Raw genomic sequence first — 20,799 nt, forward strand, 5'->3', positions numbered from 1 at the left:
GCACCCGCATTGACAGGGTGCGGCGCTTCTGTTCCCTGAAAAACTCGATCTTGCTGGAGAAGTAAAACGGCGGCTACAACCGAGTCGCGCCCACGCGCGTTGCGGACTCCTCGGCGAGCCGCGCGGCCCACTGCGCCTCTAGGCTCTTCATAACAATTCCACCTCCCTTCATCCCCTTCATGGTCCGAACAGCGGACGGCCGCATGACCAGCAGACTCGAAACGCTGCCCCGGAATGAAAGTATGACCGGCCAATGGTTCCCACAGATTTTTGGTCGGCAAACGCTCTGCCAGCCTGGCATGAGTATCCGTGCCACGACATCGTCCTACGGATGCTCGGGCACAGTTCCAGCAGCCGAACGCGAGTCGCCGCCGGGCATCCCAACTGCCCAGGCAACTCGTTACCTAGACCTTTGAACTCGTGCAGCCCCGCGCGCGGTGCCGCTGCCAGGAAGTGCAGAGCGCACGCCAGGCGATCTGGGCAGCACACACCTGAAAACAGACAACCCACGCGCGGACGTCGCGATGGCCCCGGCTAAGCTGATGCGCTCTCGTCGGCCCGTCTGAACACCCATCGCACGCCACCTCGCGCGAGCATGAGAACGATGATCAGTGCAGTCACTTGAAAGAAGCCGCCGAGACGGACAGCGTCGCCGAAGACCAGGTCAACCAGTCCGAGCACCATGAACTTGCTCCCCGGCAGGACCAGCAACAGGGTGATTGCACTGACGATTCGAACGCGCCGAGTATCGGCCGACCGTATCCGCGCAACGATTTTCTTCTTCGCCCACAGCACGACTTCAAGGACGACCTTCAGCAGGATCGCCGACAAGAGCGCCAACAGGAATGTTTCGGATATGACATCGGGAAACAGCTGGATGAACACTCCCAGCACCACAAGATAGACCAGCACATCGACGAGACCTATTGGGCGGATCCGCATCCCGCGAGTATATCGATGGCGCCCGGACCGCCCACCTGCCCGCCTAAAGTTTCCTTTCGCTTCGCTCCGCTCGTGCCGTGCAAGTGCCCCACGCAGACCCAGAGCAGTTCGATTGCCCCCACCTGCCCGGGATGCCACTTCATCCCCGGCGGACGCCTCCGCCCGCCGGACGTTCAGCTCTTTCGGGGACTGTGTAAATAACGGTGTATCCGGCTCGACACGCCGGGCGGTGAGCCTGGCGGGGAGGAGCCCGATATGGCCGCAACACTTGAGGCTGTGCCGAGTACCAAGACCGTTGAAAAACTGACAGACACTTCCGAGGTCGATGCCGCCCGTGAGCTGGTGAGGATGGCCAAGGAACAGGGCCTGGCGCTGACCGGCCCTGATGGGCTGCTCAAGCAGTTGACCAAGACCGTCATCGAGACCGCGCTGGATGAGGAATTAACCGAGCATCTCGGTTATGAAAGGCACGATGCGGCGGCCAAGGACACTGCCAACTCGCGCAACGGCACCCGGTCAAAGACCGTGCTGACGGAGACGACCGGCCCGGTGCAGATCGATGTTCCGCGGGACCGGGAGGGCACGTTCGAACCGAAGATCGTCGCCAAGCGCCAGCGGCGGCTGACCGGGGTCGATGAGATGGTCCTCTCGCTCTACGCCAAGGGCCTGACGACCGGGGAGATCAGCGCCCATTTCGCCGAGATCTACGGCGCCTCGGTGTCCAAGGAGACGGTCTCGCGGATCACCGACCGGGTGCTTGAAGAGATGGCCGCGTGGCAGAACCGGCCGTTGGATGAGGTCTACGCGGCGATCTTCATCGACGCCATTGTCGTCAAGGTCCGGGACGGGCAGGTCGCCAACCGCCCTGTCTATGCCGCTATTGGTGTCACTCTGGCCGGGGAGAAGGACATCCTGGGCCTGTGGGCCGGCACTGGCGGGGAGGGCGCGAAGTTCTGGATGAGCGTGCTCACCGACATCAAGAACCGCGGCGTGAAGGACAGCTTTTTCCTGGTCTGCGACGGGCTCAAGGGCCTGCCCGAGGTCGTGGCGAACGTGTGGCCGCTGACGACCGTCCAGACGTGCATCATCCACTTGATCCGCAACACCTTCCGGCTGGCCTCGAAGCAGGACTGGGATGCGCTCAAACGGGATGTGAAGCCGATCTACACAGCCGTGAACGCCACGGCGGCCCGGGCAGCGTTCGAGGAGCTGACGGAGCGCTGGGGCAGGAAATACGGGGCGATCGTGCGGCTCTGGGAAAATGCTTGGGAGGAGTTCATCCCCTTCCTGGACTACGACGTGGAAATCCGGCGCGTGATCTGCTCGACCAACGCGATCGAATCGTTGAACGCCCGGTACCGGCGGGCCGTGAAGGCACGCGGTCATTTCCCGACCGAGCAGGCTGCGCTAAAGTGCCTGTATCTGGTCACCCGATCCCTCGATCCGACCGGTGCCGGCAGGACCCGATGGACAATGCGCTGGAAGCCCGCTTTGAACGCCTTCGCCATCACTTTCAGCGACCGATTCCCGGCAGCTGAAAACTACTAAAACAAACCGCCGGATACACCGTTTATGAGATAGTCCCCTCTTTCGTGGTCCTCGTCCCGTTCGTGTGAGACGTCGCGGGCGAGACCGTCGACGGCAAAGAAGTGGTCATCGGCTCCAGACAGGGATGGAAGCACGCCTTCATCGTGCACCGGCTGGAGTTCATCGACTGACCGCTGTCCTGAAGCTGCCCGCGCCGTTCTGGGGTGAGGGCACTCAGCCGAGTCCCGGGAGATGTGACTTGGTCCGCGGGCGCACGCGGGTCCGGGTCCGTTCCCGCCGGGAGACCGCAGCAGGTGACCCATGTTCCTGGCGCGGGAGACTCCGAGCATCTTGCCGATGTCGGAAGCGCAGCGTTCCACCTTAACGGGCCTGCACGTCGTATGTGAATCTCAGTAGTCCGTCGTCCCGAGTCGAGGCTGGTGCTGGACGAGTACCGGCAGCCGGCTCCCGCTCACCTCTAACTGGTGGCGCAAACGCGCGTTCTCAGCCTGATCCGCCGACAGTTTCCCAATCGATTCCCCGGCCTTCTTCCCGGCCAAGACCCCGGCGTCCCGCAACCGCCGCCACTCGGACATCTGCGAGGAATACAGACCCTCCCGACGAAGGAACGCACCGCCCTCACCGCTCTCACACGCGCCCTCGTACGCGGACAGGAACTCGAGCTTCTGAACCGGGTGAACGACCGGCGAGGCCGCGGACCACCAGCCCGCGGATCGGAACCACCACTGCTGTTACGGCTACTACTCACAGCGCTATCTTCGCGTACTGCACTCAAAACTGGACTGGACATGATTACTGGATTCCTGGCTCTCGCCCCACGCGATTAAAACGGACTTGCTATGAGCCGTTGGTACCGTTCCAGCCTGGCACGTAGGGTTGCGGCTCGTTGAGTCGAAGACTCTGATTAATGCGCGACCTTCTAGCCCTACACGGCTATATGTTGCCCGCACTCGATGTCCAGAATCGTGCACGCAACAAAGGGCCTCCCGTCTTCCGAGGACGGGAGACCCCTTGCGGTTTGGGGTGTAAGTCGGCGGCCGCACTTAGCCGGCGTACGGGTCGGCGATGCCGATGTACTGGGTGTAGAGGTATTCCTCGATGCCTTCGAGGCCGCCTTCACGGCCCAGGCCGGACTGCTTGACTCCGCCGAAGGGCGCCGCCGCGTTGGAGACGACTCCGGCGTTCAGGCCCAGCATGCCGGTCTCGAGGCGTTCGCCCATCCGGATGCCGCGGTTGAGGTCCCGGGTGAAGACGTAAGCGACCAGGCCGTACTCGGTGTTGTTCGCCAGCCGGACCGCCTCGTCCTCGGTGTCGAAAGTGATGATCGGTGCGACGGGTCCGAAGATTTCCTCGGACAGGATCCGGGTGCCCTCCGTGACGCCCTTGAGGATGGTGGGCTGGTAGAAGTAGCCCGGGCCCTCGACGGCGGCGCCGCCGATGACCGCGACCGCACCGGCGGACACGGCATCCGAGACGAGCTCGTGGACCTTGTCGCGGCTCTTCGCATCGATCAGCGGGCCGACCTTGGACTCCGCCTCGGTGCCGCGGGCGGTGGTCATGTCCTTCATCTTCGCGGCGAACTTCTCCGCGAACTCGTCGGCGACAGATTCGTGCACGATGAACCGGTTCGCGGCCGTGCAGGCCTCGCCCATGTTCCGCAGCTTCGCCAGCATCGCCCCGGCGACGGCGGCGTCGACGTCGGCGTCTTCAAACACCACGAACGGGGCGTTGCCGCCGAGTTCCATCGAGGTCCGCAGCACGTTTTCGGAGGCGTCGGCGAGCAGCCGGCGGCCGACCTCGGTGGAGCCGGTGAAGGACAGCTTGCGCAGCCGGGAGTCCTTGATCAGCGGACCCGTGGTGGCGCCGGCGGTGGAGGTGGGGATGACGTTCAGCACCCCGGCCGGCAGCCCGGCCTCCATCATCACGGCGGCGAACAGCTGGGAGGTCAGCGGGGTCAGGTTCGCTGACTTCAGCACCATGGTGCAGCCCGCGGCGACGGCGGGGGCGACCTTGCGGGTCGCCATGGCCAGCGGGAAGTTCCACGGCGTGATCAGCAGGCACGGGCCCACCGGCTTCTTCGTCACGAGCAGCCGGGACTTCCCGTCCGGGGAGACCGAGTAGGGCCGAAGGCCCGGACGGCTTCCTCGGAGAACCAGCGCAGGAACTCGGCGCCGTAGGTGACCTCGCCGCGGGCCTCGGCCAGCGGCTTGCCCATTTCCAGGGTCATCAGCAGTGCGAAGTCCTCGGCGCGTGCGGTGACGAGCTCGAAGGCCCGGCGCAGGATCTCCCCGCGCTCCCGCGCGGGGACCTTCGCCCAGGACTCCTGGGCAGCGGCCGCCGCGTCCAGGGCAGCGGCGCCGTCCTCGGGGCCGGCGTCGGCGATGCTCAGCAGGACCTTGCCCGTCGAGGGGTCCTCCACGTCGAAGGTCTTCCCGGACGCGGCCGGACGCCACTGGCCGCCGATCAGCAGACCGGTGGGAACAGAGGCCAGCAGGGTGCTCTCATGCTGGGCATTTGTTGACATCGTTCGCTCTCCAGGTATTTTGAAGGAAGCCGTGGCGGTGTGCAGCACGACTTTCGGCATTTTGGTGCGGCAGAGCCGCCAGAAGCAGGGCATAAGTTGGTGCGGCAGAGCCGCCAGAAGCAGGGCATAAGGACGTCAAAGATTCTCGTGTCTCCTGCACCCATTGGGGTGGCAGGGTCGGTGCCGACGCTCTTGGGCCGGCACCGACCCCGTAGGTGAGAATCGGCTAGGCTCGGACGCTTGTCTTGGCCCGGATCAGGTCCAGAGCCTGAACGAGGTATCCCTTGAAGACCGGGTAGTTCTCGCTCATCGGGAAGTGCCCGATGTCCTTCATTTCGATGAATTCGCCGTTTTGGATTTGACCTGCCGTACGGGCGCTGTCCTCAGGGGTGGTGAGGTAGTCGTAATCGCCGGTCATCAGGACGACGGCGCACTTGTCCGTATCGATCTCCCCCAGCTTGCCGCGCAGGTCGTGGTCGACAGAGTAGAAGTACAGGTCACCCTTGAAGGCTTCCGAACCCTGGCTGTAGTAGAACCAGGTCTTCCAGCGGTCTGCCTCCGGTGACTGGGGGGCCATGAGATCCCACGTGCCGCTGGCGCACACCTGAGCGGCATTGGCATGGGGGTGCTGCCACCAATCAAGGTAAAAGCCCGGTGAATGGTCCGCCCCCTCTACCGGGATGACGGCGTCGAACCTCTCCGGGAAGCGGTGGGCTAGCTGCAGCGCGATGTTGCCGCCGAAGGAGGATCCCATGAAGATGGGGTCAACCAGTTCCAGTGCATCGACGAGGGCGATGATGAAGTTGGCGTAGTGGTCAGCTGTGAGCTGGTATTCCTCAGTCCACCACTGGGTGTTTTCCGGCGGATCTGATTTGCCGTGCCGGGGAAGGTCGTAGGCGATGACGCGGTAGTTGGCGGTGATTTCCGGGTCCTCCAACAGGCCGCGCCATTGGTGGTTGTGTGCTCCGGCGGTGTGCTGGCAGACCAGGGGCTGCCCCTGGCCGTTCTCCAAGTAGAAGACCTTGTATTCGAGGCCGTCGACGTCGACGGTGACGTAGTGGCCGGTAACGGGGGAAATTTTGCTCATGTCAGGAACTCCTATGGTCTAGACGGGTGCGCCGGTGGAGCGCAGCAGTTCAATCTGGCGGGTCATGCAGCGCAGGTTCTGCATCAGGATCAGGACGTCACCCTCCAGCTTCATGTCGCGCTGGAAAGAAGCTGCCCAAATGCCGTGGTACATGGGAGCCGGGATGGGCTTACCGAATTCGCCCCAGGTATGGGCGCTGGCCCGGATGGCGAACTGGTAGGGCACGTCGATGGGGCCTGGGTCCACGGAAATCTCGGTGATCTTGCCGGACACCACCCGGACAACAAAGGTGTGCGACTCCATGTCCAGCAGGTAGGAGCAGGTGAAGTACTTTCCATGGGCCTGGATTTCCGGGTCCTGGTTGTTGGTCTCGGTGAAGCTCTGAACCCAGGCTTCTACAGAAGGGGCACGTGTTGCGACCGTCATCTCATTGTTCCTCTCATTGGACTCGCGGAGGGTCGGACTTCTCTGTCCGAGCCTCGAAAGCGGGGTTCCTGGAGTGCCTTGGCGGCTGTCTCCGTTGGCAACCTTTCGCTGCTTCCATTGCAGCCCCGGAGACCCCGTACGGTCCAATACCTGTCCCCTAACCGGCGATAGCCTCAAACTATTGGACCCGGGATTGTGGCGGAGCTTACAGTTGAAGGATGCAGCAGCCCCAGCTTGACCTGCGCGTCCTGCAGTACTTTGTCGCCGTGGCGGAGGAACTGCACTTCGGTCGAGCCGCTGCCCGGCTTCACATCGCGCAGCCGTCCCTTAGCGTCCAAATCCGGAAGCTTGAACACTCGTTGGGCACCCCTCTGCTGATCCGAACGAGCCGCAGTGTAGTACTGACAGGCGCCGGCGAGGTCCTGCTGAGCGAAGCCAAGCGCCTCCTATCCGCCGCTCAGCGTGCCGTTTCCTTGACCAGGGAGGCAGCCAGCGGTGTGAGGGGCACCCTGATTGTCGGTTTCCAGGCCAATGCTGCTGCTGAACTGACGCCGCGGATCCTCGCCGCTTTCAAGAACAACCACCCGGAAATTCACGTGCAAATGAGGTCTTTTGATTTTGCTGACCCCACCGCGGGGTTGGCCGACGGAAGCGCCGACGTGGCATTCGTGCGGCCGCCCCTGCCAGCGGCGGACTGGCTCGCCATGGAGACACTGTTCATCGAGCCGCGGGTCCTCGTGGTCGCCAGCAGTTCCCGCTTTGCCGGGCTGTCCGAGGTTTCGGTGGAACAGGTGGTTGATGAGCCCTTCGTCGCCCGCAAGGCTCCGGAGAGGTGGAGGGATTTCTGGCTCGCAACCCAGGCCCGCGGCGGCCAGCCGGTCCGTCTGGGCACTCAGGTAGCCACGGTCGACGAGTGTTTCGAAGCCATCCTGGGCGAGCGGGGCATTGCGTTTACCCAGGCCTCCACACAGCGTTTCTATGACCGTCCCGGGCTGTCTTTCATCCCGGTAAGCGATGTCCCGCCGTCTCCGCTGTCGATTGCGTGGCGCACCGATGTCAATGACGGGCTGGCACGCGAGTTCGTGGAGACCGCCCGGACCCTGGCCTCCTTCGGAGGCGTCCCGAACCTCGTCGACCCCCGCCTGTCTGACGCGCTATCTTCTTCGCTCCAGTCCAATTAGCGCCGCTGACGATCGCAGTGCAGCCAAAAAATACCGCCGATATTCCGTCTGGTGGACGGGTTGCCCGCCAAGGCACCGGCTGAGGGCGCACCTATGGGCAACCACTTTGACGGCGTCGACGTCGATCGCGCGGAGGGCGACCTTGCCGTCGTCGATCAGCAGGGGCGTGTTATCAAAGCTTGCGGTTGCCGGTCCGAACGTGGAGGAAATCTGCCGCAATTCCCGGGAACAAGCCACCATATTTGCCCGCAAGTTTATCTGCGTGGATGCCGCCCATGCCGCTGGCCCCGCTGCCACGGCGGGCCTTGTGGGCCGGGGTTCCCGTTCCGATAGAGGTGGCACAAGCGGGACGCGACGGCAAAAATCCAGGCCATGATCGTGACCAGGATGACGCGTTGCACCAGGCCTTTCCACTGGAATAGGCCGTTGGCGGGCTGCTGGCTGAACTTGAGCAGGACGATCCCGAGACTCAGAACAATGCCCGTGGCCAGAGTCCACCCCGCCAACGGGCGCCAGGCTTGGTCTCTGCGGAAGCGCCGGTAGAAAACGGAACAACTTACGGGCGCGAGCGTGCAGAAAAGCGCCCCGAATATTCCGTGCACGACGCCATGCGCTGTTACCTGGTCGGATATCGCCGACGGATCGGTGGCGAACAGCCCGGACACCATCAGGCTGACTCCCATGCATTGCACCAGCACCGGTCCGGCCCGGGAAGCCGCTCCGGTGCTGAGGTGGGCGGCGAGGCCGCGGCCGAAGACCACGACCAAGGCACCGGTCAGGACGAAGTTGAGCACCTGGACCCAGCCGTAGGGGCCAAGGGACAGCTCGCTGACGAACATGAGCGTCGGGGAGTAGCCCGGGCACAGCCACCCTAAACGGTGAAGACGGAGACAAAAAGCACTGCCCCCACCATCCCCGCCTCAGCGGCCACTCTGGAACGTCGAAGTCCGGGCGCTGCTTGGTCTGCGATGGGATTCGAGTGCATAGCGTGAATTTTAGTGCGTCGAAGCCTCATTGCCTGGCTGCTGAATCCTCTCGCTTGCTGGCGTATGGAAACCGTTAAGGGCCGTTCCCGCAGGGCTTCGCCCGTGGTGTCATGAATCAAGAGAACACCGCAGCCGCCGTGGCTGCAATCCGATCCCAGCCAGGAGCCAGCCAGAATGAACACCACGTCCCGGATACCGGGCACGTCAGGGCGGCCCGCCGAAGCCGGTGCCGGCCGGGATTTCGTCGCGGTCGATGACAGCGGGGAGTTTTCGTATCACCGGTCCGAACAGGAGCTGATCGCGGCGTTTGAATACGTCGGCGAAGCTGCCTGCATCATTGATCGTAGCGGTTGCGCCTACCGCCTGGCTTTGGATCCGCAACGTCACCTGATGCTTGGGCCCTCGCTGGGCCCGGCGGAATTCCATTGGCTCCGCCAGGCATGGATGGACGCGCAAAACGCACACCCCGAAAGTCACCGGCTCCGGCGCTTCTTCCCCATCACTAAAGAAGAAGTGGTCTCGGATGTATTCGAAATCCTCAACCTGGAACACAGGGCGGAGGGTGCCGGGGGAACCTGGGCGCTGGAGGTCAACGGCGTCGAATCACATCCCGCCAATCTGGAGGACATTGATCACCGGCTCGCTCACCAGGACCGGCTGGAGCATGTGCGTGTGAGGGACCCTTCCGGACACATCTACCGGCCGTTGCGGCACCGCAGGCACTGGTACGTGCCAGCAAGTGCCGGATTCAATCTTTACGTTGAAATCCCGGGCCCGTCCCACTGAAATCCGGGCCCACTCCGCCGCCGCAACAGGCGGCAGCGGCCGTCCCGGACCCCGTGGTTCCCGAGCCGATCCACGAGTATCTCCTGCACCAAACACCCGTCGTGCAGGCCGACAAGGGGGCCGCGTTAGGGATCCATCAAGATTGACACCGGGCCGGCCAGCGGCGGAAGAGCCGGTGTTATCGTCGGCTGTGAACACGATGCGGGCATCGGGCGGGGAGGTACGGATGACGACGATGAGCAGGCCGCCTGCGGATCCCTCAGCGGTGCCGCCGGGAGCCAGGGAAAACTTCAGGAGCTGGCTGCTGTTCGGCCTTCAGGACGCCAAAGGCACTCATCAGGGTCCCGGCGCGGTGGGCGACCCGCATCTGAAGAAGCATGCGTGGTGGCAGGTGATGTGCCTGACCGGTGTCGACTACTTCTCCACCCTGGGCTACCAGCCGGCCATCGCCGCCCTGGCTGCGGGCGTGATCTCCCCGCTGGCGACCATGGTGCTGGTGGCTGTCACGTTGCTGGGCGCCCTCCCGGTCTACCGCCGGGTTGCCGGCGAAAGCCACCGCGGCGAGGGCTCCATCGCCATGCTGGAGCGGCTAATGCCCCGCTGGGGCGGGAAGCTCTTCGTGCTGGTCCTGCTGGGGTTTGCCGCGACGGACTTCATGATCACCATGACCTTGTCGGCAGCCGACGCCACCGCTCACGCTATCCAGAACCCCTTTGTACCAGGCTGGATGCAGGGACAGAACGTTCCCATCACATTGTTTCTGCTGGCCCTGCTGGGCGCGGTGTTCCTCCGCGGGTTCAAGGAAGCCATCGGTGTTGCGGTTGTCCTGGTCGGCATCTACCTGAGCTTGAATGTCGTGGTCGTGTTCACGACCATCCTTGAAGTGCTGACGCATCCCGCTGCCGTGGGCGACTGGTGGCTTGCCCTGACGACCTCGCACGGGAATCCGGTCATGGTGGTCGGGATCGCCCTGCTGGTCTTCCCCAAGCTGGCATTGGGTCTGTCCGGCTTTGAAACAGGGGTTGCTGTGATGCCGCAGATCCAGGGACGCCCCGGTGACACCGATGAGAAGCCGGTGGGCCGGATCGAGGGCGCCCGACGACTGTTGACCACTGCCGCCGTCATCATGAGCGCGTTCCTCATCACGACCAGCTTCACCACCGTGATCCTCATCCCGGAGCAGGAGTTCCAGCCAGGAGGGCAGGCCAATGGCCGCGCACTGGCGTTCCTGGCCCACGAATACCTCGGGGCCGGCTTCGGCACCGTGTACGACATCAGCACCATCGCCATCCTCTGGTTCGCCGGGGCCTCCGCCATGGCGGGACTGCTCAACCTCGTCCCCCGGTACCTGCCCCGCTACGGCATGGCTCCCGGTTGGGCACGGGCCGTGCGCCCTCTGGTGCTCGTGTTCACGGGCATCGGGTTTCTGATCACCTGGCTGTTTGATGCCGACGTCGATGCCCAGGGCGGCGCGTACGCCACCGGCGTGCTGGTACTGATGACCTCCGCCGCAGTGGCCGTGACACTGTCCGCCCGGCGCGGAAAACAGCCCAAACGCACCATCGGGTTCGGCGTCATCGCAATGGTGTTCATCTACACCACGGTGGCGAACATTTTTGAACGCCCCGAGGGAATCCGGATCGCAGCGTTCTTTATCGTGGGCATCATCGTCATTTCCCTGCTCTCACGCATCCGGCGGTCCTTTGAACTCCACGCCACCCACGTCCACATGGACCGCCAGGCCCTGGAGTTCATGTCCTCAAATCTGGACGGGCCGATATCGATCATCGCCCACGAACCGTTGCGTCTGAGCCCCGAGGCCTACCGGGACAAACTGGGCTCCGCCATCGAAGTCAGCCACCTTCCGGTGGACTCCCAGGCGTTGTTCCTGGAAGTGATCGTGGATGATTCCTCAGACTTTGAAACGGCACTGGAGGTCCGTGGGGTGACCCGGCACGGGTACCGGATCCTGGAAGTCCACGGACCCGTGGTGCCGAACACGATTGCCTCGGTGCTGCTGCACATCCGGGACGTGACCGGCCTGATGCCCCACATCTACTTCCGCTGGACCGAAGGGAACCCGGTGACCAACCTGCTGCGCTTCCTCGCGTTCGGCGAAGGCGAAATCGCACCCGTCACCCGCGAAGTGCTCCGCGAAGCTGAACCGGATGTGACCAAACGCCCCTGGGTCCACGTCGGCTGAACGCTGCCAGCCAGAGGTCGCTGCCCGCGCCATCGGAAATCCTGGTCCCGCGCTGTCAGCGCAATGGATGAGATTCGCACCTGCCTTCCGGGCGGCAGCCGGGTGGTGCCCTCCCGCCGTGATCCCCTGCCCTGAACCGATAGTCGACGGACGGGCCATCAATACCGCCAGCCCCCGTTATGCCAGCGTCCTGCCACCCAGTCCGGCGACGGGTTCCGGCCCGAGCGGCGACGGCCGCTGCAGATCGGCAGGTACGGGACGCGAATGGTCCGGACTTTCCGCACCCGTTAAGGCGGCGTCAAGATCCGGCGCCCGGGCGTTAAGAAACCGTCAGGAACCGGCTTTTTCCCTCTGGACGGGAGTTGACTTTCAGTAGCCCCGCAAACGGGGTGCGGATGAAAGGAACCTGAAATGGCCGATGTGGCTGTTATTGGAATTCTCATGGTGTCCATGGGTTTCGTGATGTGGATCGGCCACGTTCTGGCCGGGATGGTCGGCGCTGCCGAGGACCGGCCGGAGGGCGGGCAATGAGCGCCGACGCGATCATGTGGCTGGTCCTGCTGATTGCGGGACTGTGCCTCTTCGGCTACCTGCTGGCCGTCCTGATCCATCCGGAAAAGTGGTGAGCCGATCATGACCTTCAATTCCGCATCCTTTGTCATCCAGGTGGCGGCACTTCTCATTGTTCTGGCAGCCCTGCACAGGCCCTTCGGCATTTACCTGTCCCGCGTATTCGAGGGCACGACGTCCAGCCGGCCCGAGCGTCTGTTCTACCGGCTGGCCGGGATCGACGCCGGCACAGACCAGACCTGGTCCGTGTACCTGCGCAGCATTCTGGCGTTCTCGGCCGTCTCCATCCTGGCCGTGTTCGGCCTGCAACGGCTGCAGGGTGTCATGCCGGGCAGCGGTTCCCTGCCCGGCGTGGATCCGTGGATTGCCATGAACACCGCCATTTCCTTTGTGACCAATACGAACTGGCAGACCTACGTACCGGAGACCACGGTAGGCATTTTCGTGCAGATGTGTCTGCTGGCGGTACAGAACTTCCTCTCGGCCGCGGTCGGCATCGTCGTCGTCGTCGCCCTCATCCGCGGCATCGCCCGCACCCGGACGCAGCGGCTGGGCAACTTCTGGGTGGACCTGACCCGGACCTCGTTTCGGATCCTGCTGCCGATCGCGTTCGTCGCGGCAGTGGTGATGGTCCTCGGCGGGGTGGTGCAGAACTTCTGGCCCACCGACGTCACCAACCACGCGGCCGGGATCAGCCAAACCATCCCCGGCGGGCCCGTGGCGTCCCAGGAAGCCATCAAGGAGCTCGGAACCAACGGCGGCGGCTACTTCAACGCCAATTCGGCCCACCCGTTCGAGAACCCCAACGCCCTCATCAGCCTCTTCGAGGTGTTCCTGCTCCTGCTCATCCCCTCGGCGTTGCCCTACGCCTTCGGCAGGATGGTCGGGGACCAGAAACAGGGCTACACGGTCGCCGCCGTGATGGGCACCCTGTGGCTGGCTTCCATCTCCCTGATGGGATGGGCCGTGGCTTCCGGCCAGGGGACCGCGACGGCGGCAGCCGGAGGGCTGGGCGAGGGTTTTGAACAGCGCTTCGGTCCGGTGCCGAGCGCGATCTTCGCAACCTCGACCACGCTGACCTCCACCGGCGCCGTCAACGCCGCCCATGATTCCCTGCCGCCGCTGGCCGGCGGCGTGGCCATGGTGAACATGATGCTCGGCGAGGTCGCCCCCGGCGGAACCGGTTCCGGGCTCTACGGGCTGCTGATCCTGTCCATCATTTCCGTCTTCATCGCCGGTCTCATGGTCGGACGGACCCCGGAGTACTTGGGCAAGAAGATCGGCCCGACGGAAATGAAGCTCGCCGCCATGTACATCCTCGTCACCCCGACCCTGGTCCTGGCACTTGCCGGCATCACCGTCCTGCTGCCGGACGCCATGGCCAACGCCCCGGCCACCGGCCCGCACCAGTTCAGCGAGGTGCTCTACGCCTTCACCTCCGGGGCCAACAACAACGGCTCCGCGTTCGGCGGCATCACCACCTCGGGGCCCTACCTCTCGGTCATGATGGGCCTTGCCATGCTGCTGGGCCGCTTCCTCCCGATTGCCCTGGTCCTCGCCCTGGCCGGCTCCCTCGCCCGTCAGGGCAAGATTCCCGCCTCCGCCGGCACCGTCCCCACCCACGGCCCGCTGTTCGGCGGCCTGCTGCTCGGCGTGACAGTGATCCTGACCGCCCTGAGCTACTTTCCGGCCCTCGCCCTGGGCCCCCTCGCAGAAGGACTCCTGAAATGACCCCGTCCCAGACGGACCTCGCCGCCCAAACCTACGCCGACGGCAACCCGCTCGGCACCCCCGGCGAACACAAGCACCACACCAAGGCCCCGGCGAAGCTGACCCTCACGTCCGTCGCCGCCGCACTGCCGCTCGCCGTCAGGAAACTCTCCCCGCGGCAGATGATCCATTCCCCGGTCATGTTCACCGTGCTGGTGGGGGCCGCCCTGTGCACGGCGATCTGCCTGTACCGGCCATCCGTTTTCGGCATCGCCGTCACGGTTTGGCTGTGGCTTACCGTCCTGTTCGGCACCCTGTCCGAATCCATCGCCGAGGGCCGCGGAAAGGCCCAGGCCGACAGCCTCCGCGCCAGCCGCAAAGGCGTCCAGGCCCGGCTCCGGCAAGCAGACGGCACCACCAAAGAGATCCCCGGAACAAAGCTGCGGCAGGACGATGTCGTGATCTGCGAAGCCGGGGACGTCATCCCGTCTGACGGCGAAATCATCGAAGGCCTCGCCAGCGTCGACGAATCGACCATCACCGGCGAATCAGCCCCGGTCATCCGCGAATCCGGCGGCGACCGCTCCTCGGTCACCGGCGGCACGAAGGTCCTCTCGGACCAGATTGTCATCCGGATCACCGCCGAGCCTGGACAAACGTTCATCGACCGGATGATCAAGCTGGTCGAGGGCGCCGTGCGGCAGAAAACCCCCAACGAGATCGCCCTTCATGTGCTTCTGGTGTCCCTGACCATCGTGTTCCTGGCCGTCACCATGTCGCTGGCCCCGTTTGCCGCCCTCGCCGGCGCCACCCCTTCCCCGATCGTGCTGGTCGCCCTGCTCGTCTGCCTGATCCCCACCACCATCGGTGCCCTTGTCCCGGCCATCGGCATCGCCGGGATGGACCGCCTCGTCCAGCACAACGTGCTGGCCACCTCGGGACGAGCCGTGGAGACCGCCGGGGACATCACCACCCTGCTGCTGGACAAGACCGGGACCATCACCTACGGCAATCGGCGCGCCGTCAACTTCTTCCCCGCCAACCATGTGGAGCGGACCCGGATGATCGAAGCGGCCCGGGTCTGCAGCCTGGCCGATGAAACCCCCGAGGGGCGCTCCATCGTGGACCTCGCTGCGGACAAGGGCGTGACCGGGCCCGACCTGACCACACTTGAACGCTCTTCCGGCAATTTTGCCGTGGTCCCCTTCAGCGCCAGCACACGCATGAGCGGGCTGGATCTTGACGGGCTGCAGATCCGCAAAGGCGCCGCCTCCACGGTGGCGGCCTTCGTTGCCGAATACGGCGGCCACACCCCGGCGGAGGTCGACGACCGGGTTAAGGAAATCTCCGCCCAGGGCGGCACGCCCCTGCTGGTCGCCCAAGTGGACAAGGGCGGCCGTGCGGAGATCCTGGGAACCATCCACCTCGCCGACGTCGTCAAACCCGGCATGCACGCCCGCTTCGCTGAGCTGCGGCAAATGGGCATCCGGACCGTCATGATCACCGGGGACAACCCCATCACCGCCAAGGCCATCGCCGCCGAGGCCGGCGTCGATGACTTCCTGGCCGAAGCAACACCGGAGGACAAGCTCGCGGTCATCAAGAAAGAGCAGGTTGCAGGCCGGCTGGTCGCCATGACCGGCGACGGCACCAACGACGCCCCGGCCCTGGCCGCTGCCGACGTCGGCGTCGCCATGAACTCCGGCACCCCGGCCGCCAAGGACGCCGCCAACATGGTGGACCTCGACTCCGACCCCACCAAACTCATCAACATCGTCGGCATCGGCAAGCAGCTGCTCATCACCCGCGGCGCCCTGACCACCTTCTCGGTCGCCAACGACGTCGCCAAATACTTCGCGATCGTCCCGGCCCTCTTCACCTCCGCCTTCCCGGGGCTGGGACTGCTGAACATCATGGGCCTGGCCACCCCGTCCTCGGCCATTCTGTCCGCGGTGATCTTCAACGCCTTGATCATCATCGCCCTGGTCCCGTTGGCCCTGCGCGGAGTGAAATACCGTGCCGTGTCCGCCAACCAGGCGCTGGGGCGGAACCTGCTGATCTACGGGCTCGGCGGACTCATCGCACCCTTCATCGGCATCAAGATCATCGACCTGATGATCTCCCTCATCCCCGGAATCGGCTAGGAACATCACATGAACCCACTCACCGGCTACCTCCGGCAGGCAGGCACCGCCGTCCGGTTCCTGCTCTTCGCCACACTGGTCCTCGGCGTGGCCTACCCCCTGGCCGTCTTCGGCGTCGGGCAACTGATCGCCCCGTACGAGGCCAACGGATCCATCCTGAAGGACGCCGCCGGCGCACCTGTGGCGTCCGCCCTGATCGTCCAGACCTCCGCCGACACCGGCGCCCAGGACCCGCGGTGGTTCCACGCCCGGCCCTCGGCCGTGAAGTGGGACCCGGCGTCGTCCTCGGCGTCCAACCTGGGCCCCAACGATCCGAAACTCCGCGACGCCGTCACCGCCAACCGGTCCACTGTCGCCGCCGCGGAAGGCATCAGCGAGGAACTGGTGCCCGCCGACGCGGTAACGTCCAGCGCGTCGGGACTGGATCCGGACATCTCCCCGGCCTACGCCCGGCTGCAGGTCCCCCGTGTCGCCGCATCCCAGCACCTGAGCGCCGACACCGTGATGTCTCTGGTCAACAAGCACACCACCGGCGGTCTGGAGGCCTTCCTGGGCCAGCCGTCCGTGAACGTGACGGCCCTCAACGCTGATCTGAACGCTGCGGTACGGTCCAAGTGAGAGTCCAAGCGGAGGGATGACGGCGATGGCACGGGGAACGCTGCGGATTTTCCTGGGGGCCGCCCCCGGGGTCGGCAAGACGTACGAGATGCTCGAAGAGGCGCACCGGCTGGGCGAACGCGGCGAGGACGTCGTTGTCGCCTGGGCCCTTGACCACGGGCGTGACGATACCCGCGCGCTTCTGGAGGGCCTCGAAGTCATCGCGCCGCGGCGCCTGCCCTACCGCGGGACGGAGTTCGAGGAAATGGACCTCGATGCCGTCCTCGCCCGCGCCCCCGGGACTGCGATCGTGGACGAATACGCCCACTCCAACATTCCCGGCAGCCGCCACGCCAAGCGCTGGGAAGACGTCGATGAACTGCTCAACGCCGGCATCAACGTGATCTCCACGGTCAACATCCAGCACCTGGCCTCGCTGGGGGACGTCGTCAGCGCCATCACCGACGTCCGGCAGGCCGAGACCGTTCCGGACGACATCGTCCGCCGCGCAGACCAGATCGACCTGGTCGACATCTCCCCGGAGCTGCTCCGCCAACGCCTGGGCGACGGCAAGATCTACGCGGCCGACAAGATCGATGCGGCCCTCACGAACTACTTCCGCCTCGGCAACCTCAGCGCATTACGGGAACTGGCGCTGCTGTGGCTCGCGGACCGGGTGGATGAAGGCCTCGCCAGATACCGGGCCGAACAGGGCATCGAAGCCAGCTGGCCCGCCCGCGAACGCATCGTCGTCGGACTGACCGGCAGCCCCGAAGGGGATGTTCTCATCCGCCGCGGCGCCAGGATCCTCAACCGGGTCAACGGCGGGGACCTTCTGGCGGTGCACGTCCGCGCCGCCGACGGTATCGCAGAGGAGTCGCCGCAGGCGCTGGAGTCCCAGCGCCGCCTGACCCTGGACCTTGGAGGCAGCTACCACGTCGTCACCGGCGAGGACCCGGCCGCAGCGCTCCTGGACTTCGCCCGCAGCGTCAACGCCACCCAGATCGTCGTCGGAATCTCCCGCCACAGAAAACTGGCCGGCCTGTTCGGCGCACTCCTGGGCGGAGGCACCGGAAACAGGGTCGTCCGCGACTCGGGGGACATCGACGTCCATATGGTCTCCCACCCCCTCGGCGGCCGCGGCGCCGGCCCGCGCCGGCAACGGGACCTCGGCAAAATCCGTGTCGCCGCCGGCTTCATCCTGGCCGTAGTACTCCCGGTGCTGCTTCAACTTCTACTGGCCCTGAACCCGGACCGGAACATCGCCACCTCAGCCCTGGTCCAGCTGGCCGGGTCCGTCGCGGTCGCCCTCGTCGGCGGATTCTGGCCAGCCATCCTTGCCGCCCTCTGGAGCAGCCTCCTGGTCAACTACTTCTCCACACCCCCGGTCGGCACCCTGACCATCAGCGACCCGCAGAACATCCTCGCCCTCCTGGTCTTCGTGGGCGTCTCGGCGGCTGTCGCCGTCGTCGTCGACCTCTCCGCCCGCCGGTCCAAAGAGGCCGCCCGCGCCCAAGCGGAAGCCGCCACCCTGGGAGACCTCACCCGCGGCGCAGCCCGCACCGAGGACACCCTGAAAGGACTCCTCGAACAGGCCCTGGACGTGTTCCAGGTCAGCGGCGCGGCCCTCTACACCTCCACCGGGCACACCGGAACAGGAACAGGCGGCAATGCGGGCTGGAGGCTGGTTGCAAATGCCGGGACAGTCCCTCCCGCTGCCCCGGATGGTGCCGAAAACATCGAACAGGTCGACCCCACGACCCGGCTCGTGCTCTCCGGCCGGACGCTGCCGGCCAGTGACAGACGGCTGCTCGGCGCATTCGGGGTGCACCTGTCCGCGCAGCTGGAACGCCGGCAACTGGCGGCCAGCCGCCGCGAAGTCGTGCGGCTTGCCGAAAGCAACACGATGCGCACCTCGATTCTCCGTGCGGTCTCCCACGACCTGCGTACGCCCCTGGCCGGAATCAAACTGGCCGTCGGAGGCCTCAGGCAGCCGGACATCCATTACACCGCGGAGGAGGAACAGGAGCTGCTCGCCACCATCGACGAGTGCTCCGACCGGTTGGACGCGCTGGTCGGCAACCTTCTGGACATGTCCAGGATCACCTCCGATTCCGTCAACCCGCTCATTAAGCCGGTGCGCTGGTACGAGGTCATCCCCGCCGCACTGCAGGGGATCCCGGCCGGCAGGGTACGCGTCGAGCTGCCGGGAAATATGCCCGAAGTCGACGCCGACGCCGGAATGCTCGAACGCGTCATCGCGAACATCGTCGAAAACGCCGTCAAATACGCACCGGACTCCGACGTCGTTCTCGTCGGAGCAGCAGGCGGTCTCAGCCACGCAACCCTGGGCGGCCGTCCCGCGGGAGAACTCTGCATCATCGACCACGGCCAGGGCGTCCCGGCAGAAAGTGTCGTCCGGATGTTCCAGCCCTTCCAGCGCCTCAACGATGTGCCGCAGGCCACCGGCGTCGGGCTCGGCCTGGCCGTCGCCAAAGGATTCACCGAAGCGATGGGAGGAACACTATCCGCCGAAGAGACACCAGCGGGCGGACTGACCATGGTGATCCGGCTGCCGCTCTCCGCCGGCGCCGAGGTCAACCAAAATGCCGTCCAAGCGCCTCTCGAGGCCCAGTCAGCCCTGCTGCAACGCCACCACACGCAGCCCGCGTCCATGACGGAGGGCACGCTGTGAACGACGTACTAGTGGTCGACGACGACCCCCACCTCCTCAAAGCCCTCAAAATAACCCTGCACGCCCACGGATACACCGTCGTGACAGCCCCCGACGGTGAATCCGCCCTCCAGTCAGCGGCCCAGCAAGCCTTCGGAGTCATTGTCCTGGACCTGGGCCTGCCCGACATGGACGGAACCACGGTCATCAAACGCATCCGGCAATGGAGCAGCGTCCCTATTCTGGTCCTCTCCGCCCGGCACGGCTCCGACGATAAGGTCAAGGCCCTGGACGCCGGAGCCGACGACTACGTCACCAAACCCTTCGGACTGGACGAGCTCCTGGCCCGGCTGCGGGCGGTCCAACGCCGGAGCATCGAGGCCGACGAGGCGCCAGTCGTGACCACAGACTCCTTCAGGATCGACCTGGCCATGAGACGCGTCACCCGCAACGGGCAGGACGTCCGGCTGACCCCCACGGAATGGGGCATCCTGGATCTCCTGGTCCGGAACCCCGAAAAACTCGTCACACAGCAGCAACTCCTCACCGAAATCTGGGGCCCCGCGTACGCCAAGGAAGCCAACTACCTCCGCGTCTACATGGCCCAACTCCGCCGCAAACTCGAACCAGAACCCGGCAACCCCCGCCACTTCCTCACCGAGGCCGGCATCGGATACCGGTTCCAACCATGACACGATAGCCGTCATCACCCCGGCACCCGGTCACACTCCCGCTGGCCACCCCAGGATCACCCGGCAGCCACGACACCCACACCGGCGGCCGCTGTCACGACTCGCAGAAGCAGACGGCCGACCTCACAAACTGACATACTGTCTGCCATGGCTGTCGGATTGAAATTAGACATCGAGTTCTCAGGCCCCGAGGGGCAACGCGCCACGTTCGGGGACCTTAAACGTTTTGTGGCACGTGCCGAAGCTGGCGGTTGCGCAGACGGCGACGAGCTGCACCTCGAGATGAACGAAAACGACGAAATCACGGGATTCTCGCTGTACCTCGATCCAAACTCCTGAACGAGACAACGGCCGTGTTCACCAGACTCTTCGTCTGTGCTGGCGCTGTCGATACGCCCAAACACTGACATCGGCTGTAACCCCGGCCTTCATTGCCAGGGACGATGTGAACCGGCTACCGCCGGCTGTATGGCAGTTTGAGTGGGGACCGGTTCTGCAGTCTGAGTTGAGCCCACTTCGCGGCTCGCCGGTTGATGAATGGCAGTTTCAGTTGAGCCCACCCCACGGTCGATTCCATCAGAGTTTTCCCCAGCGGTGGAAGGCGGTGATGGAGTCGAGAGTGGACTATTCGCGAGGATCCGCCGGGATGCCAGGGTCAAGGGCTCATCGATCCGCTGCCTTGCCCGGGAGCACCGGGTCTCCCGGAGAACCGTCCGGCAGGCGCTGGCC

The 20,799-nt window shown here is 65.0% G+C and carries 15 protein-coding genes and 2 pseudogenes; 11 read left to right on the forward strand and 6 right to left on the reverse strand.

What is annotated here, in order from left to right:
- Positions 1–534 precede the first annotated feature (534 nt).
- Positions 535–942: a hypothetical protein gene (locus AC1MFL_RS01180; protein WP_479812796.1), complete on the reverse strand. Its 408-nt coding sequence runs from the start codon at positions 940–942 to the stop codon at positions 535–537.
- A 255-nt stretch (positions 943–1,197) separates the two neighbouring features.
- Between AC1MFL_RS01180 and AC1MFL_RS01185 the strand changes: the two genes are divergently transcribed.
- Positions 1,198–2,490, forward strand: coding sequence for an IS256 family transposase (locus tag AC1MFL_RS01185; RefSeq protein WP_024366175.1), 1,293 nt, complete (start codon positions 1,198–1,200; stop codon positions 2,488–2,490).
- A 449-nt stretch (positions 2,491–2,939) separates the two neighbouring features.
- Here AC1MFL_RS01185 and AC1MFL_RS01190 read toward each other — a convergent pair.
- The 4 genes and pseudogenes from AC1MFL_RS01190 to AC1MFL_RS01205 all read right to left on the reverse strand — a co-directional run.
- Positions 2,940–3,238, reverse strand: a pseudogene (locus tag AC1MFL_RS01190) (hypothetical protein); the annotation flags it as partial.
- 295 nt (positions 3,239–3,533) lie between these two features.
- Positions 3,534–5,014, reverse strand: a pseudogene (locus AC1MFL_RS01195) (NAD-dependent succinate-semialdehyde dehydrogenase).
- A 226-nt stretch (positions 5,015–5,240) separates the two neighbouring features.
- On the reverse strand, positions 5,241–6,101 hold the full coding sequence (locus AC1MFL_RS01200; protein WP_479812798.1) for an alpha/beta fold hydrolase: 861 nt from the start codon (positions 6,099–6,101) through the stop codon (positions 5,241–5,243).
- Between the two features lie 18 nt (positions 6,102–6,119).
- Positions 6,120–6,527: a hypothetical protein gene (locus tag AC1MFL_RS01205; protein ID WP_479812800.1), complete on the reverse strand. Its 408-nt coding sequence runs from the start codon at positions 6,525–6,527 to the stop codon at positions 6,120–6,122.
- A 218-nt stretch (positions 6,528–6,745) separates the two neighbouring features.
- On the opposite strand from AC1MFL_RS01205, the gene AC1MFL_RS01210 reads away from it, so the two are divergent.
- A complete protein-coding gene (locus tag AC1MFL_RS01210) occupies positions 6,746–7,708 on the forward strand; it encodes a LysR family transcriptional regulator (protein ID WP_479812802.1) in 963 nt (320 codons plus the stop codon).
- Between the two features lie 254 nt (positions 7,709–7,962).
- On the opposite strand, the gene AC1MFL_RS01215 is transcribed toward AC1MFL_RS01210, so the two are convergent.
- Positions 7,963–8,574: a DUF998 domain-containing protein gene (locus AC1MFL_RS01215; RefSeq protein WP_479815611.1), complete on the reverse strand. Its 612-nt coding sequence runs from the start codon at positions 8,572–8,574 to the stop codon at positions 7,963–7,965.
- A gap of 294 nt (positions 8,575–8,868) precedes the next feature.
- Between AC1MFL_RS01215 and AC1MFL_RS01220 the strand changes: the two genes are divergently transcribed.
- The 9 genes from AC1MFL_RS01220 (at position 8,869) to AC1MFL_RS01260 (ending at position 20,409) form a co-directional block, all read left to right on the forward strand.
- Complete coding sequence (locus tag AC1MFL_RS01220; RefSeq protein ID WP_479812399.1) at positions 8,869–9,480, forward strand: hypothetical protein; 612 nt, start codon at positions 8,869–8,871, stop codon at positions 9,478–9,480.
- Positions 9,481–9,706: 226 nt separating this feature from the next.
- On the forward strand, positions 9,707–11,683 hold the full coding sequence (locus AC1MFL_RS01225; protein WP_479812401.1) for an APC family permease: 1,977 nt from the start codon (positions 9,707–9,709) through the stop codon (positions 11,681–11,683).
- A 527-nt stretch (positions 11,684–12,210) separates the two neighbouring features.
- Positions 12,211–12,309 carry a potassium-transporting ATPase subunit F gene (locus tag AC1MFL_RS01230; protein WP_084475820.1) on the forward strand — a complete coding sequence of 33 codons (99 nt, stop codon included), beginning with the start codon at positions 12,211–12,213 and terminating at the stop codon, positions 12,307–12,309.
- Between the two features lie 7 nt (positions 12,310–12,316).
- Positions 12,317–13,984, forward strand: coding sequence for a potassium-transporting ATPase subunit KdpA (gene kdpA, locus AC1MFL_RS01235; RefSeq protein ID WP_479812804.1), 1,668 nt, complete (start codon positions 12,317–12,319; stop codon positions 13,982–13,984).
- The gene (gene kdpB / locus AC1MFL_RS01240) at positions 13,981–16,107 is read left to right on the forward strand and encodes a potassium-transporting ATPase subunit KdpB (RefSeq protein WP_479812806.1); all 2,127 of its coding nucleotides are present in this window, start codon (positions 13,981–13,983) and stop codon (positions 16,105–16,107) included. The genes kdpA and kdpB overlap by 4 nt, the downstream gene beginning before the upstream one ends.
- Before the next feature lie 9 nt (positions 16,108–16,116).
- Positions 16,117–16,725 (forward strand): K(+)-transporting ATPase subunit C, encoded by a 609-nt coding sequence (gene kdpC, locus AC1MFL_RS01245; protein ID WP_479812808.1) that lies wholly within the window; start codon positions 16,117–16,119, stop codon positions 16,723–16,725.
- Positions 16,726–16,750: 25 nt separating this feature from the next.
- Positions 16,751–19,399 carry a DUF4118 domain-containing protein gene (locus AC1MFL_RS01250; protein ID WP_479812810.1) on the forward strand — a complete coding sequence of 883 codons (2,649 nt, stop codon included), beginning with the start codon at positions 16,751–16,753 and terminating at the stop codon, positions 19,397–19,399.
- Positions 19,396–20,070, forward strand: a complete 675-nt coding sequence (locus tag AC1MFL_RS01255; protein ID WP_479812812.1) for a response regulator — start codon at positions 19,396–19,398, stop codon at positions 20,068–20,070. The genes AC1MFL_RS01250 and AC1MFL_RS01255 overlap by 4 nt, the downstream gene beginning before the upstream one ends.
- A 147-nt stretch (positions 20,071–20,217) precedes the next feature.
- On the forward strand, positions 20,218–20,409 hold the full coding sequence (locus tag AC1MFL_RS01260; RefSeq protein ID WP_479812814.1) for a hypothetical protein: 192 nt from the start codon (positions 20,218–20,220) through the stop codon (positions 20,407–20,409).
- Positions 20,410–20,799: the final 390 nt, after the last annotated feature.

The organism is Arthrobacter sp. BG3 (genome assembly GCF_056680185.1).